Annotated in this window: 14 protein-coding genes; 6 read left to right on the top strand and 8 right to left on the bottom strand. The window is 74.1% G+C overall.

Translation table 11 applies throughout. The features are described 5' to 3' along the window. Nucleotides 1-105: 105 nt before the first annotated feature. The 4 genes from ACZ3ZE_RS10265 (at nucleotide 106) to ACZ3ZE_RS10280 (ending at nucleotide 4322) form a co-directional block, all read left to right on the top strand. The gene (locus tag ACZ3ZE_RS10265) at nucleotides 106-1794 is read left to right on the top strand and encodes a BCCT family transporter (RefSeq protein WP_467258352.1); all 1689 of its coding nucleotides are present in this window, start codon (nucleotides 106-108) and stop codon (nucleotides 1792-1794) included. 73 nt (nucleotides 1795-1867) lie between these two features. After that, nucleotides 1868-2941 (top strand): ADP-ribosylglycohydrolase family protein, encoded by a 1074-nt coding sequence (locus ACZ3ZE_RS10270; RefSeq protein ID WP_361622793.1) that lies wholly within the window; start codon nucleotides 1868-1870, stop codon nucleotides 2939-2941. Further along, complete coding sequence (locus tag ACZ3ZE_RS10275) at nucleotides 2938-3438, top strand: NUDIX hydrolase (RefSeq protein ID WP_361174703.1); 501 nt, start codon at nucleotides 2938-2940, stop codon at nucleotides 3436-3438. Before ACZ3ZE_RS10270 ends, ACZ3ZE_RS10275 begins: the two co-directional genes overlap by 4 nt. A 167-nt stretch (nucleotides 3439-3605) precedes the next feature. Beyond that, nucleotides 3606-4322, top strand: coding sequence for an SIR2 family NAD-dependent protein deacylase (locus ACZ3ZE_RS10280; RefSeq protein ID WP_361174706.1), 717 nt, complete (start codon nucleotides 3606-3608; stop codon nucleotides 4320-4322). Here ACZ3ZE_RS10280 and ACZ3ZE_RS10285 read toward each other — a convergent pair. The 5 genes from ACZ3ZE_RS10285 to ACZ3ZE_RS10305 all read right to left on the bottom strand — a co-directional run bounded on the left by ACZ3ZE_RS10285 (nucleotide 4319) and on the right by ACZ3ZE_RS10305 (nucleotide 9395). Continuing rightward, on the bottom strand, nucleotides 4319-4813 hold the full coding sequence (locus ACZ3ZE_RS10285; protein WP_467258355.1) for a methylated-DNA--[protein]-cysteine S-methyltransferase: 495 nt from the start codon (nucleotides 4811-4813) through the stop codon (nucleotides 4319-4321). The genes ACZ3ZE_RS10280 and ACZ3ZE_RS10285 overlap by 4 nt on opposite strands. Before the next feature lie 12 nt (nucleotides 4814-4825). Further along, nucleotides 4826-6301, bottom strand: coding sequence for an AlkA N-terminal domain-containing protein (locus ACZ3ZE_RS10290; RefSeq protein WP_363290852.1), 1476 nt, complete (start codon nucleotides 6299-6301; stop codon nucleotides 4826-4828). 50 nt (nucleotides 6302-6351) lie between these two features. Then, nucleotides 6352-6894 carry an O-acetyl-ADP-ribose deacetylase gene (locus ACZ3ZE_RS10295; protein ID WP_361174715.1) on the bottom strand — a complete coding sequence of 181 codons (543 nt, stop codon included), beginning with the start codon at nucleotides 6892-6894 and terminating at the stop codon, nucleotides 6352-6354. Between the two features lie 98 nt (nucleotides 6895-6992). Then, nucleotides 6993-8417, bottom strand: a complete 1425-nt coding sequence (locus ACZ3ZE_RS10300) for a phytoene desaturase family protein (protein WP_361174719.1) — start codon at nucleotides 8415-8417, stop codon at nucleotides 6993-6995. A gap of 63 nt (nucleotides 8418-8480) precedes the next feature. After that, the gene (locus ACZ3ZE_RS10305) at nucleotides 8481-9395 is read right to left on the bottom strand and encodes an inositol monophosphatase family protein (protein ID WP_361622796.1); all 915 of its coding nucleotides are present in this window, start codon (nucleotides 9393-9395) and stop codon (nucleotides 8481-8483) included. A gap of 129 nt (nucleotides 9396-9524) precedes the next feature. Between ACZ3ZE_RS10305 and ACZ3ZE_RS10310 the strand changes: the two genes are divergently transcribed. Further along, nucleotides 9525-10580 (top strand): lipoate--protein ligase family protein, encoded by a 1056-nt coding sequence (locus ACZ3ZE_RS10310; RefSeq protein ID WP_361174725.1) that lies wholly within the window; start codon nucleotides 9525-9527, stop codon nucleotides 10578-10580. A gap of 81 nt (nucleotides 10581-10661) precedes the next feature. Here ACZ3ZE_RS10310 and ACZ3ZE_RS10315 read toward each other — a convergent pair whose 3' ends face one another. From ACZ3ZE_RS10315 to ACZ3ZE_RS10325, 3 genes are all read right to left on the bottom strand, one after another. Beyond that, nucleotides 10662-11249, bottom strand: coding sequence for a class I SAM-dependent methyltransferase (locus tag ACZ3ZE_RS10315; protein WP_361174728.1), 588 nt, complete (start codon nucleotides 11247-11249; stop codon nucleotides 10662-10664). A gap of 163 nt (nucleotides 11250-11412) precedes the next feature. After that, a complete protein-coding gene (locus ACZ3ZE_RS10320; protein WP_361622799.1) occupies nucleotides 11413-12654 on the bottom strand; it encodes a sensor histidine kinase in 1242 nt (413 codons plus the stop codon). Next, complete coding sequence (locus ACZ3ZE_RS10325) at nucleotides 12651-13307, bottom strand: response regulator transcription factor (RefSeq protein ID WP_361174734.1); 657 nt, start codon at nucleotides 13305-13307, stop codon at nucleotides 12651-12653. Before ACZ3ZE_RS10325 ends, ACZ3ZE_RS10320 begins: the two co-directional genes overlap by 4 nt. A 177-nt stretch (nucleotides 13308-13484) precedes the next feature. Between ACZ3ZE_RS10325 and ACZ3ZE_RS10330 the strand changes: the two genes are divergently transcribed. Further along, nucleotides 13485-14006, top strand: coding sequence for a hypothetical protein (locus ACZ3ZE_RS10330; RefSeq protein ID WP_467258357.1), 522 nt, complete (start codon nucleotides 13485-13487; stop codon nucleotides 14004-14006). The last annotated feature ends 1 nt before the right edge of the window (nucleotide 14007 follow it).

Genomic DNA, 14007 nt, shown 5'->3' on the forward strand with positions numbered 1-14007 from the left:
CCCTTGCTTTCGAACAGGCAGTCGCGCCGTGGCCGACCCTATCCGCACGGCAAGACGGCGTGCCACCCCCTGATAAAGCGAAATTCCGCACCATAGTGGGCCATCATGAGTACCGAACTGATCGATCAAACATCACAAGAAGGCCCTGATCCCGCCCCTTCCTCCGGCCCCGACGTGAAAGTCATCGCCATCGGAATGGCGGTCGTGGTCGGCGTGGTCGGCTGGGCGGCGCTCGGCAAGCACTCCTTCGACAGCGCCTCGTCCTCCGCCCTGGACTGGGTCCTGTCGAATTTCGCCTGGCTCTTCGTCACCGCCGCCGATGTCTTCCTGGTGCTGTGCGTGGTGATCGCGCTGAGCCGCTACGGGCGGATCCGGCTCGGCGCCGACGACTCGGAGCCGGAGTTCACCAATCTGGCCTGGATCGCGATGATGTTCAGCGCCGGCATGGGCATCGGCCTGATGTTCTACGGGGTGGGGGAACCGCTCCAGCACTTCCTGAGCCCGCCCCCGGCGAGCGGGGTGCCTGCCCAGTCCGGCGAGGCGGCCCGTACGGCCCTGGAGTACTCGTTCTTCCACTGGACGCTGACCCCGTGGGCGATCTACGGCATCGCCGGCCTCGCCCTGGCGTACGCGGGCTTCCGCAAGGGGCGCGGCAACACCCTCAGCGCCGCCTTCGTGCCGCTGATGGGCGAGCGCCGGGCGCGGTCCTGGCCCGGGAAGGCGATCGACCTGCTGGCCGTCTTCGCGACCGTCTTCGGCACCGCGACCAGCCTGGGGCTCGGCGCCCTCCAGGTCGCCGAGGGCCTGAACCTGACGGTGGGCGTGAAGGACTCCACGGCCACCGAGCTGATCATCATCGTGGCGCTGTCGGGGGCCTTCGTCCTGTCGGCCTTCTCGGGCCTGCACAAGGGCGTGAAGTGGCTCTCCACCCTGAACATCGTCCTCGCCGCGTGCATGGCGCTCTTCGTCTTCCTGCTCGGCCCGACCGTCTACATCCTCGACACCATCCCCGCCTCGGTCGGCGGCTACCTGCACCAGCTGCTGCCGATGGCCAGCCGCACCGGCGCGTTCACGGACCGGACGTGGCTGGGCGCGTGGACGATCTTCTACTGGGCGTGGTGGCTGTCCTGGGCCCCGTTCGTCGGCACCTTCATCGCCCGCATCTCGCGCGGCCGGACCGTGCGCGAGTTCCTCTTCGGGGTGCTGCTCGTGCCCTCGGGGGCGACCGTCATCTGGTTCTGCGTGATGGGCGGCACCGCGATCCGGCTCCAGTCCACCGGCGAGGCGGACCTGGCGACCGCGGTCAAGGACGGCCCGGAGGCCTCGCTGTTCGCGATGCTCGACGCGCTGCCGATCGGCACGGTCACCTCGTACCTGGCGATGCTCCTGGTGATGACGTACTTCGTGACGAGCGCCGACTCGGCCTCCCTGGTGATGGGCTCGCTGACCAGCCGGGGCGCGCTGGACCCGCCGACCTGGCTCGTGGTGGCCTGGGGCGTGCTGATGGCCGCGGTCGCGGCGGTCCTGCTGGTGGCGGGCGGGCTCAGCTCGCTGCAGACGGCGACGATCCTGGTCGCGCTGCCCTTCGTGCTGGTGATGCTGGGCCTGTGCTGGGCGCTCCTGAAGGAGCTCCGGGAGGACCCGGGCGCGGGCCCGGCCCGGCACCAGGCGCTGCACGGCGTACTGGACGCGGTCCGCACGGCGGTCGGCGAGGCGATCAGCGAGCAGGGGGCGTCCCGGCACCACCGGCTGCGCCGGGCGGCGAAGTCCCGCTCGGGCTCGGAGGAGGACTGAGGCCGACGGAGGACGCGGGGCCGCGCGGGTGCGTCGGCGCGCGGCCCGGCGGCGGATTCGGTAGACCGGTGCCATGGGCCTCCTCAAGCACAGCGAACTCGCCGACCGGATCCTCGGCGGCTGGACGGGGCGGATCGCCGGGAACATGCTCGGCAAGCCCGTCGAGCGCGGCGACCACTGGACGCCCGAGCGGATCGACGCCTATCTGCGCCTGACGGACGCCCTGCCGCTCACCGACTACCTGCCCCCGCCGCCCGCCGCCGGCGCGGACGGCTTCGAGCTGCGGCCCGAGTGGCCGCAGTGCGTGCGAGGCCGGATCCACGGCAGTTGCCGGGACGACGACATCGACTACTCGATCCTGGGCCTGCACCTCCTGGAGACGCGGGGCTTCGCGTTCACCACGGAGCAGGTGGGCGAGGTGTGGCTGCTGCGGCTGCCGTATCTGCAGACCTTCACCGCCGAGCGGGTCGCGTACCGCAACCTCGTCAACGGGCTGAAGCCGCCGCTGACGGCCACGTACGACAATCCGCACCAGGAGTGGATCGGCGCGCTGATCCGGGCGGACGTCTACGGCTGGACCTCCCCCGGCGACCCGCGCCGGGCCGCCTCGCTGGCCCGCCGGGACGCGGTCCTGTCGCACACGGGCAACGGGGTGTACGGGGCGATGTGGGCGGCCGCCCTGGTCGCCGCCGCCTTCACGGCGCCCGGCCCGCGCGCCGCCCTGGAGACCGCTCTCGACCGCGTCCCCGCCGGCAGCCGGCTGGCCAGGGCGGTGCGGCACACCATGGCCCTGCACGAGGCGGGCCTGGAGTGGGCCGAGACCCTCGCCGAGCTGCGGAAGGAGACCGGCGGGCTCGGCTGGATCCACACCGTCCCGAACGCGGCCGTGCTGACCGCCGGACTCCTGTACGGGGAGGGCGACTTCACCCGCACCATCACGCTCACCGTGCGCGGCGGCCTGGACACCGACTCCAACGGGGCGACGGCCGGCTCGGTGGCGGGGGTGCTGTGCGGGGCGGCGGCGATCCCCCCGCAGTGGTCGGAGCCGCTGCGCGACCGGGTGCGCAGCGCGGTGTCCGGCTTCGACGGCGTACGGATCGGCGAGCTGGCCGAACGCACCCTGCGGCTGGCTACGCTGACGGGATGACGACCTCCGAATCCTCCGCGTACGCCACGTACATCGCGGGCCTGCCCCGTGTCCTGGCCGGCGCGGCCGCCCTGTTCCGCGACGCCGACGGCCGCATCCTCGTGGTCGAGCCGAACTACCGGGAGGGCTGGACGCTGCCGGGCGGCACGATCGAGTCCGACACGGGCGAGACGCCCCGCCAGGCGGCCCGCCGCGAGACGGCCGAGGAGATCGGCCTCGACCTGGAACTGGGCGCGCTCCTCGCGGTCGACTGGGTCCACGGGGCGGCCCGGCCGCCGCTCGTGGCGTACGTCTACGACGGCGGGGTCCTGCCGGACGCGCGGTTCGCGGCGATCCGCCTCCAGGAGGAGGAGCTGCTGTCCTGGAAGCTGATCGACCCGTCCGAAGCCACCGCCTACCTGCCGAGCGCCCTCGGCCTCCGCGTCCTGGCCGCCCTCGACGCCCTGGCCTCGGGCCGCGGCCCGGTGGAGCTGGAGAACGGCCGCGCGGCGCGTTGAGCCGCCGGCCGGTCTCGTCCTCGGCCCCGCCCGGGCTCGGGCTCGGGCGGGCTGAGGCCGCCGGTGCGCACGGGCTCGTCGCACGAGCCCGTGCGCGGCCGTGCCAGGGAACGCGGCACCGGAATATCGGCTCGCGTGAGCCGTTCGGGCCGCTCTACGCTCGCGGTATGACCATGGTCGCGATCCTCAGCGGAGCAGGCATCTCCACCGACTCGGGCATTCCCGACTACCGGGGGCCCGACGGCCTGTGGCGGCGCGACCCGGAGGCCGAGCGGCTCGTCACCTACGGGCCGTACATGGCCGACCCGGAGATCCGCCGCCGCTCCTGGCGGATGCGGCTCGACGGTCCGGTCCTGCGGGCCGAGCCGAACGTGGCGCACCACGCGATCGCGGCCTTCGAGAAGAGCGGGCACGCGCTGCGGGTCGTCACGCAGAACGTGGACGGGCTGCACCAGGCCGCCGGGGTGCCGGAGCGCAAGGTGCTCGAACTGCACGGCTCGGCGCGGTCGGTGGTGTGCACCGCGTGCCACGCCCGGTCGTCGATGGCCGAGGCGCTGGAACGGGTGCGGGGCGGCGAGGACGATCCGGCCTGTCTGGTGTGCGGCGGGATCCTGAAGTCGGCGACCGTCATGTTCGGGCAGCGGCTCGATCCGAAGGTGCTCGGCGACGCGATGTCCGTCGCCAAGGCGGCGGAGGTGTTCCTCGCCGTCGGCACCAGCCTGCAGGTGCAGCCCGCGGCCTCCCTCGCGGGGATCGCGGCGGAGCACGGGGCCCGGCTGATCATCGTGAACGCCGAGCCCACGCCGTACGATCCGCTGGCCGACGAGGTGGTGCGGGAGCCGATCGGGACGGCGCTGCCCGCGCTGCTGGAGCGGCTGCGTTAGAAGAGGGTGTCCTCGCGGCCCGACTCGAAGGCGAGCAGGCGCTTCTTGCGGTCCAGGCCGCCGCCGTAGCCGGTCAGGGAGCCGCCGGCGCCGATGACGCGGTGGCAGGGGACGATCAGGGAGACCGGGTTCTTGCCGTTGGCCAGGCCGACCGCGCGGGAGGCGCCGGGGGTGCCGAGGGCCTCGGCGAGTTCGCCGTACGTCCGGGTCTCCCCGTACGGGATGAGGCGCAGCTGTTCCCAGACGCGCAGCTGGAACGGGGTGCCGAGGAGACGCAACCGCAGGTCGAACTCCGTGAGTTCGCCGGCGAAGTAGGCGTCGAGCTGGCGGATCGCCTCGGCGAAGGGGCGGGGGTCGGGCGAGCCGAAGGTGTCCTGCGGCGGGCGGTGGCGCTGGTCGGTCATGTGGACGCGGCTGAGGACTCCGTCGACGGCGACCAGGGTCAGCGCGTCGTAGGGGCTGTCCACGACCGTGTGCTGGACGGTGGGCATGGGCGGGGTTCCTTACGCGGGGAGATGGTTGATCGGGTGGGCGTCGGTGGCCCAGAGGTACTGGACCGCGTACGCGCGCCAGGGGCGCCAGCGGGCGGCGCGGGCGGTGAGCGCGGCGGGGGTCGCGGGCAGCCCGAGGCCCTGGGCGGCGCGGCGGACGCCGAGGTCGCCGGGGAGGAAGGCGTCGGGGTCGCCGAGCGCCCGCATCGCGATGACCTCGGTGGTCCACGGGCCGAAGCCGGGCAGGCCGAGGAGCCGGGCGCGGGCCTCGGCCCAGTCGCTCTCCGGGCCGAGGGTCAGGCTGCCGTCGGCGAGCGACGCGACGAGGGTGAGCAGGGTGGCGCGGCGGCTGCGGGGCAGCGCCAGGGTCTCCGGGTCGAGACCGGCGAGCGCCTCGGGGGCCGGGAAGAGGTGGGTGAGGCCGCCCTCGGGGTCGTCGACGGGGACGCCGTGCGCGACGACCAGGCGGGCCGCGTGGGTGCGGGCGGCGGCGGTGGACACCTGCTGGCCGAGGACGGCCCGTACGGCGAACTCGGCGGCGTCCACGGTGCGCGGCACCCGCCGTCCGGGCGCCGCGTCGACGAGGGGGGCGAGCAGCGGGTCGGCGCGCAGCTGTCCGTCGACGGCGACGGGGTCGGCGTCCAGGTCGAGCAGCCAGCGGCAGCGGCTGATGGCGTGGGTGAGGTCGCGCGGGTCGGTCAGGGAGAGCCGGCACAGGACGTGGTCGGCGCGGGGCGCGAGGGCGACGATCCCGTGCCCGTACGGCAGGGCGAGCGTCCTGCGGTAGGCGCCGTCGCGCCACTCCTCGACGCCGGGGACGCCGGTCGCGGCGAGGTGGCCGAAGAGGTTGGACGGGTTGAGCGGGGCGCGGAACGGCAGCCGGAGGGTGATCGTGCCGGGGGTGACGGCGGGCGCGGCGCGTGAGCGGCCGGCGCGGGCGCGGAGTTCGCCTGGGGCGAGGGCGAAGACCTCGCGGACGGTGTCGTTGAAGGTGCGGACGGAGGAGAAGCCGGCCGCGAAGGCGATCTCCGCCATCGGCAGCGCGGTGGTCTCGATGAGCAGCCGCGCGGTCTGGGCGCGCTGGGCGCGGGCCAGCGCGAGCGGTCCGGCGCCGAGCTCGGCGAGCAGCTGCCGCTCGATCTGGCGGGCGGAGTAGCCGAGCCGGGCGGCGAGCCCCGGCACGCCCTCCCGGTCCACGACGCCGTCCCGGATGAGCCGCATGGCGCGGGCGACGGCGTCGGCCCGTACGTCCCACTGGGGTGAGCCGGGGCTGGTGTCGGGGCGGCAGCGCTTGCAGGCCCGGAACCCGGCCCGCTGGCAGGCGGCGGCGCTGGGGTGGAACTCCATGTTCTCGGCCTTGGGCGGGACGGCCGGGCAGCTGGGGCGGCAGTAGATCCGCGTGGTGCGGACGGCGGTGAAGAAGATGCCGTCGAAGCGGGCGTCCTTCGACCGGACGGCCCGCACGCAGCGCTCGGTGTCGGTGTGCATGGGTCAAGGATCGGTGATCGACGGCGGTCGGGGCTGGCGAGAAAACGACATCAACGTCCGGTGGCGTCGGCCTCGGCGAGCGCCGTGGCGAAGACGGTGTGGGCGGCCGTGTCGAAGAGCACGAAGCGGACCTCCCGGACGGGCGCGGTGGCCTCCTCGCGGACGGTGCGGATCGCGAGGCGCGCGGCGTCCTCCATGGGCCAGCCGAAGATGCCGGTGGAGACGGCCGGGAAGGCGACCGTCTCGGCGCCCAGTTCGGCGGCCACCCGCAGGGATTCCGCGTAGCAGGAGGCCAGCAGCTCCGAGCGGTCCTCCTCCGCGCTGTACACGGGGCCGACGGTGTGGACGACCCAGCGGGCGGGGAGGTCGCCGGCGGTGGTGGCGACGGCGCGCCCGGTGGGCAGGCCGCGGCCGTAGTGCCCCGCGCGCAGGGCGCGGCACTCGGCGAGGATGGCGGGGCCGCCCTTGCGGTGGATCGCGCCGTCCACTCCCCCGCCGCCGAGCAGCGAGGAGTTGGCGGCGTTCACGATGACGTCGGCGTGCTGGTGGGTGATGTCGCCGAGGACGAGGACGATCGCGGGCCGGTTGCTCATGCCTCCATCCTCCCGCCGCACCGCCGGGCCCCGCACGTGGTTTGCCGGGGCCGACGGGTGGCTGCGCTGGGCTCCCGGGCTGCCGGGGCTGGCGGGGGCTACCGTCCGACGGGGGTGCGCAGTCTGCGCCAGACCGCCTTGGCCGCGTTGTGGCCGGACATGCCGTGGACGCCGGGGCCGGGCGGGGTGGCGGAGGAGCAGAGGAAGACCGCGGGATGCGGGGTGGAGTAGGGGAAGAGGGACAGCTTGGGGCGCAGCAGCAGCTGGAGGCCGCGGGCCGCGCCGCAGGCGATGTCGCCGCCGATGTAGTTGGCGTTGCGCTCGGCCAGCTCGGGCGGCCCGGCGGTGGCGCGGGCGAGGACGAGGTCGCGGAAGCCGGGGGCGAAGCGCTCGATCTGCCGCTCGATGGCGTCGGTGAGGTCGCCCTGCCAGCCGTTGGGGACGTGGCCGTAGACCCAGAAGACGTGCTTGCCCTCGGGGGCGCGGCCGGGGTCGACGAGGCTGGGCTGGGCGGCGATGAGGAAGGGCGTGCCGGGGGCCGTGCCGGAGGAGGCCTGGCGCAGGGCGGTGCCGATCTCCCCCGCGGTGGGGCCGATCTGGACGGTGCCGGCGCGGCGCGCGGCCTCGGCGGTCCAGGGCACGGGGCCCGAGAGCGCGTAGTCGATCTTGAAGGCGCTGGCGCCGTAGCGGTAGGCGTCGTAGTGGCCGCCGAGGCCGGCGATCCGGGCGAGCGCGGTGGGCGAGGTGTCGAAGACGTACGCGCGGGCCGGCGGCAGGTCGTCGAGCCGCTTGACCTCGTAGTCGGTGTGGACGGCGCCGCCCAGCTCCGTCAGGTACGAGGTGAGGGCGTCGGAGATGGACTGGGAGCCGCCCCGGGGCAGCGGCCAGCCGCCCGCGTGCGCGGCGAGCGCGAAGACCAGGCCGACCGCGCCGGTGGCGATGCCGTCGAGCGGGGCGATGACATGGCCGACCAGGCCGGCGAAGAGGGCGCGCGCCTTGTCGTCGCGGAAGCGGCGCGTCAGCCAGGTGGACGGCGGCAGTCCGGCGAGTCCGAAGCGGGCCAGGGTGACCGGGTCGCGGGGCAGTGCCGTGAGCGGCAGCTGCATGAAGTCCGCGGCGAGGCGGTCCCACTTGCCGAGGAAGGGCGCGACGAGCCGCCGGTAGGTGCCGGCGTCGCGCGGCCCGAAGGAGGCGGCGGTCTCGGCGACGGAGCGGGAGAGGACGGCCGCGGTGCCGTCGTCCCAGGGGTGGGCCATGGGCAGCGCGGGATGCAGCCACTCCAGGCCGTGGCGGTCCAGCGGCATCGTCTTGAAGACCGGCGATCCGGCGCCCAGCGGGTGCACCGCCGAGCACGGGTCGTGGCGGAAGCCGGGGAGGGTGAGCTCCTCGGTCCGGGCCCCGCCGCCCACGGTGGACTTCGCCTCGAAGACCGCGACGGAGAATCCGCGCCGCGCCAGCTCCACGGCGGCGGTCAGTCCGTTGGGGCCCGCCCCCACGACGACGGCATCGAGCATCGACGGCACCTTCGGACTCCTTCGTCAGCCGATAGCCAGGGATCTCAGCATATGCGCGGCCCCGTAAGGGACTTACCCGGCCCCGAGCAGGGCCCGGATCCGCGCCGCGGTGGCCGCGTCACGGGCCGCGGTGAACGGCAGCGCGTTGCCGCCCGTGACGCGGAACCGCTCGCCGGTGAGGGTGACATCGGTGCCGCCCGCCTCCTCGACGAGGAGCAGCCCGGCGGCGTGGTCCCAGGCGTACTCCCAGGAGAAGGCGACGGCGTCGAGCTCGCCCTTGGCGACGGCCAGGTACTCCAGGCCGGCCGAGCCGCAGGGGCGGGGGCGGACGCCCTCGGTGCGCAGGCCGAGCAGGGCGCGCTTCTGGTCCGGGGTGGTGTAGTCGGGGTGCGAGGTGGCGACGTCCAGGACCGCTCCCGGGGCGGGCGCGCCCGAGCGTATGCGCTGCCCGTTCACCGTGGCGCCGCGGCCGCGCACCGCGACGGCCAGCTCCTCCAGGACGGGGGCGTACGTCCAGGAGGCGAGCAGCTCGCCGTGCCGGGCCAGGGCGACCAGGGTGCAGAAGCCCGCCTCGCCGTGCACGAACTGGCGGGTGCCGTCCACCGGGTCGACGATCCAGACGGGAGCGTCGCCCTGGAGCGCCTCGTACACCCCGGGGTCGGCGTGCACGGCCTCCTCGCCGACGACGACGGAGCCGGGGAGCAGGGCGGTGAGGGAGGCGGTCAGATGGGCCTCGGCGGCCCGGTCGGCGACGGTGACCAGGTCGTGCGGCCCGTTCTTCTCGACGATCTCCTCCGCGCCGAGCTGCCGGAAGCGCGGCATGATCTCGGCGGCGGCGGCCTTGCGGACCGCTTCCTCCACCTCGGTCGTACCGCCGGCGAGGACGTGGTCGAGGAAGGCTGCGCTGCCGGCACTGTCTGTGCGGTCTGCGCTGTCTGTACGGTCTGCGCTGTCTGTGCCGTCTGCGCCGTCGAGGTATGCGGTCATGTGACCAGCCAAGCACACCCGGCTGACATTCCGGAGGCCCCGTGACGACCTGTGGACAACCGGAGGGCGACCTGCCGGCCGCGAGTACGCTTTGATCGAGTTCACCCCTTTACCTCCAGGGAGGGCCCCGTGCACGGCGAGTACAAGGTTCCGGGCGGCAAGCTGGTCGTCGTCGACCTCGACGCGGAGGACGGCGTCCTGCGCCGGGTCCGGGTCGCGGGCGACTTCTTCCTGGAACCGGACGAGGCGATCCTGGCGATCGACCGCGCCCTGGAGGGCGCCCCGGCCGACACGGACGCGGCCGGTCTCGCGGCCCGGATCGACGCCGCGCTGCCGCCCGGGACGCAGATGTACGGGCTGACCACGGAGGGCATCGGGGTGGCGGTCCGGCGGGCCCTCGCGCACGCCACGGACTGGACCGACTACGACTGGCAGCTGGTCCACGAGCCGCCGCAGTCCCCCGCCCTGCACATGGCGCTCGACGAGGTGCTGACCGCCGAGGTCGCGGCGGGCCGCCGTCCGCCGACCCTGCGGGTGTGGGAGTGGGGCTCGCCCGCCGTCGTCATCGGCAGCTTCCAGTCGCTGCGCAACGAGGTGGACGCGGAGGCGGCGGAGCGGCACGGCATCGAGGTGGTGCGCCGGATCAGCGGCGGCGGGGCCATGTTCATCGAGCCGGGCAACACCATCACGTACTCGCTCTCGGTCCCCGACGCCCTGGTCCAGGGCCTGTCCTTCACCGACAGCTACGCGTATCTGGACGACTGGGTGCTGGGCGCGCTCGGCGACATGGGCGTCAAGGCGTGGTACCAGCCGCTCAACGACATCGCGACCGAGGCCGGCAAGATCGCCGGGGCCGCGCAGAAGCGGATGGTCACGGGCGACGGGGCGGTGCTGCACCACGTGACCATGGCGTACGACATCGACGCCGACAAGATGACCGAGGTGCTGCGCATCGGCCGGGAGAAGCTGTCCGACAAGGGCACCAAGAGCGCCAAGAAGCGCGTGGACCCGCTGCGCCGCCAGACCGGACTGCCCCGGGAGGCGGTCATCGACCGCATGGTCGCCTCCTTCCGCTCCCGTTACGGCCTGTCCGAGGGCACGGTCACGGAGGAGGAGCTGACCCGCGCGAAGGAGCTGGCGGAGACGAAGTTCGCCACGCCGGAGTGGACCGCCCGGGTGCCGTGAGACGGGGGCCGGGGGCCGACTCTCCGGACTGGCCCGGAGCCGGTCCGGGCCGTAGCCGGTCCGGACCGCCCCGAATCCGCCTCAGGTGCGGGCGACGAGGATGAACTCGTTGTACGGGAAGACCTTGCCCATCGACCGTGCGAAGGGGAACGAGTACGTGCGGTCGATGGTCAGGCCCACCTTCTCCGCGTGCCCGCGCAGGCCCTCGAAGTCGACGAAGCGGACGTGGGTGGCGTCCGTCTTGTAGCCGGCCTCCTGCGGGGTGATGAGGACGACCGAACCGCCCGGCTTCACCAGCGGCAGGTACTGCTCGAGGATCGAGTTCGCCAGCGACTCGTCCATGTGCTCCAGGACGTGGGCGCACAGCAGCGAGTCGAAGGAGCCGGGCCCGCAGTCCGGGGCGGCGGCGAGCTCGTCGGGCGTGTAGGCCGTGAGGCCCCGCTCGCGACAGGTGGCGACCGAGGTCGCGTTGTGGTCGACGCCCACGCTCTCGGGACCGCAGTTCAGCAGGTTGCGCCCGAGGCCGCAGCCCACGTCCAGGACCCGGCCGAGACCGAGGCGCTTGAGGTTCCACCGGTAGGGGGCCTGTGTCGGCAACAGACGCTTGATCCCCGAGGTCTCCAGCCTCGCGAGCCGCTGGGTGTAGTCGGAGGACTCCGTACCGGGCATTGATGACCGCCTTCGTTGCGTCGTGAAAGACGCAGAACGACACCGTGGGAAGCGAGTTACGGAGGCGGACGCCCGTCCGGACACGGGCAGGCACCGGACCGGGGCACGCCGCCGTGTCTCGGTATGTGGAGGCTATGGCACGGGGGACGGTCGGGTCCAGGGTTCACGGCGCGTCGTCAGGATCGGTGCCGCCGGGGATCCGGCGGGGCAGTTCCACGCGGACCGTGAGGCCGCCGTGGGGGCGGGGTGCGGCGGTGACCTCGCCGTGGTGGGTGGCGGTGATCGCGCGGACCACGGCGAGTCCGAGACCGGTGCCGTCGGCGCGGCGCTCCGTTCCCCGCCGGAACGGCTCGAACAGCTCGGGGACCTCCGCCGGGTCGAGGACCGGGCCGGTGTTGCCGACCTCGACGAAGGCCCGGTCGCCCACGGTGCCGGTGGTCACCGTCGCCGTGCCGCCGCGGTGGTTGTGCCGCACCGCGTTGGCCACCAGGTTGAGGGCGATCTGGTGCAGCAGGGACAGGTCGCCGGTGACCGGCGCGGGCCTCGTGTCGGCGGTGATCCGGATGCCGGCCGCGCGGGCCTCCTCGGCCAGGTCCCCGACCGCGGCCCCGGCCACGTCCGCCAGGTCGGCCGGGTACGGCGCGGGCCGCTCGCTCTCGCCGCGGGCCAGGGTCAGCAGCGCCGCGATGAGGCGCTCCGTACGGGCGTTGGCGTCCAGGGCGCGCTGGACGTCGGGGCGCAGGTCGGCGGGGACCCGGCCCTGGGCGAGCGGGATCTCCAGGGCGGTGCGCTGGAGGGTGAGCGGGGTGCGCAGCTCGTGGGAGGCGTGGGCGGTGAAGCGGCGCTGGGCGGTGAAGCTGCGGTCCAGGCGGTCGAGCATCGCGTCGAAGGTGTCGCCGAGCTCGCGGACCTCGTCGTGCGGTCCGGTCAGGGCGAGCCGCTCGTCCAGGGTGCTGCCGGAGCCGATCCGCCGGGCGGCGGCGGTGACCTGGGTGAGGCGGAGCAGCGACCGGCGTCCGGCCCACCAGGCGAGCAGCGCGGCGAGCGCGGTGAAGACGAGGAGCAGCAGCAGGGAGCGCGCCAGCAGATCGCCGAGGACGCTGCGCTGGAACGCCTCGAAGCTCTCCGCGGGCGTGACCGTCGCGGCGGGCACCTCGAACGTGGCGGAGGGGTCGGGGAGTTCGAGGGGGTCGGGTCTCGTCGCCGGGTTCTCCGCGGGGGTCGTGACGAGCGCGGGGACGATCAGGTAGCGGTTGTCCTCGATGAGCTGACGGGAGCTCAGCCAGTTCAGGACGAGCAGTCCGCAGCCCAGGAGCGCGAAGACCACCGTCGTGACCAGGGTCAGCCGGCCGCGCAGCGGCAGTCGCGGGCGCGGGGTCCGGCGGCCGGTCCGGGCGCGGCTCACAGCCGGTACCCGAATCCGGGGTCGTGGGTGATCAGGGCGGGCTCGCCCAGCTTGCGGCGCAGGGAGTGGACGGTGACCCGCACGGCGGTGGTGGCCGGGTCGAGCGCCGCGTCCCACAGGCTGTCGCGCAGCTCCTCGGTGGTGACCGGCGCGCCGTCGGCGGCGAGCAGCATCTCCAGGACGCCGAGTTCCCTGGGGGTCAGCTTGAGCGGCCGCCCGTCGCGTTCGGCGACCCGGCGGGCGGTGTCCAGGCTGAGGCCGCGCCGGCTCAGCACCGTGGGGAGGCCGCCGCCGGAGGTGCGGCGGCCCAGCGCGCGCAGCCGGGCGACCAGCTCCAGGTAGGAGAACGGTTTGGTCATGTAGTCGTCGGCGCCCTGGCCGAGGCCGTCGACGAGGTCGGACAGGGCGCCGGCGGCGGTCAGCATGAGGATCCTGGCCGGGTAGCCGGCGGTGTTCAGCGCCCGGCAGACGGCGTCCCCGCTGAGCCGGGGCAGGTCCCGGTCCAGGACGAGCACGTCGTACGTGGTGGCGGCCGTGAGTTCGAGGGCGCGGGCGCCGTCGTGGGCGACGTCGCAGACCATGCCCTCGCCGCGCAGGCCGTCGGCGAGCATCGCGGCCAGCTCGGCCTCGTCCTCGACGATGAGCACGCGCATCCTGTCCCCACCACTCCACTCGGCCGCGCCCCGCGCCGCCCTCGCCCGCTGCTCCTGCCCGTCAAGGATGCCCCGGCGCCGGTTAGCCGCACGTTAGGCGCACGCTCACGGGTGGCTCACCGGCCCCTCCGTAGAACTGGCCGATGTCAGCGACGACTGCCGGCAGGGAGAACGGACATGCGAAGCGGAACACGACGAGGGGTACTGGCGGCGACCGCCGTGGCGGCCGTACTGGTGGCGAGCGGCTGCTCGGCCGAGGACGCGGCCCCCCGGGTGGCCGGCGCCGACGGCACGGTGAAGAGCGGCCCGCAGAACGACGACGCGGTGCGCAAGGCCTGGGTGGACTGCATGCACGCGCAGGGGCAGAGCAGCGTCGAGCAGGACGAGGAGGGCAACATCACCATCCCGGCCGCCGGTACCGACGGCGGCTCCGTCGAGGGGTACGAGACCGCCGCCAAGGTGTGCGACGCGAAGGTCCCCGGCATCCACCAGGTGAAATCCAAGAACGACGCGAAGTTCGCGGAGCAGGGCCGTGCCTTCGTCGCGTGCGCGCGGAAGAACGGCTACCCGGACCTGCCCGACCCCGACGCGCAGGGCGTCCTCGTCATCCCGACGAAGCTCTTCGACGCGGCCAAGTGGGACGCCATCCAGCCGGCCTGCGGCAAGCTGCCGATGCCCGGCTACCGGATCGGTCAGTGAC

It is taken from the genome of Streptomyces sp. NPDC023157 (assembly GCF_055560575.1).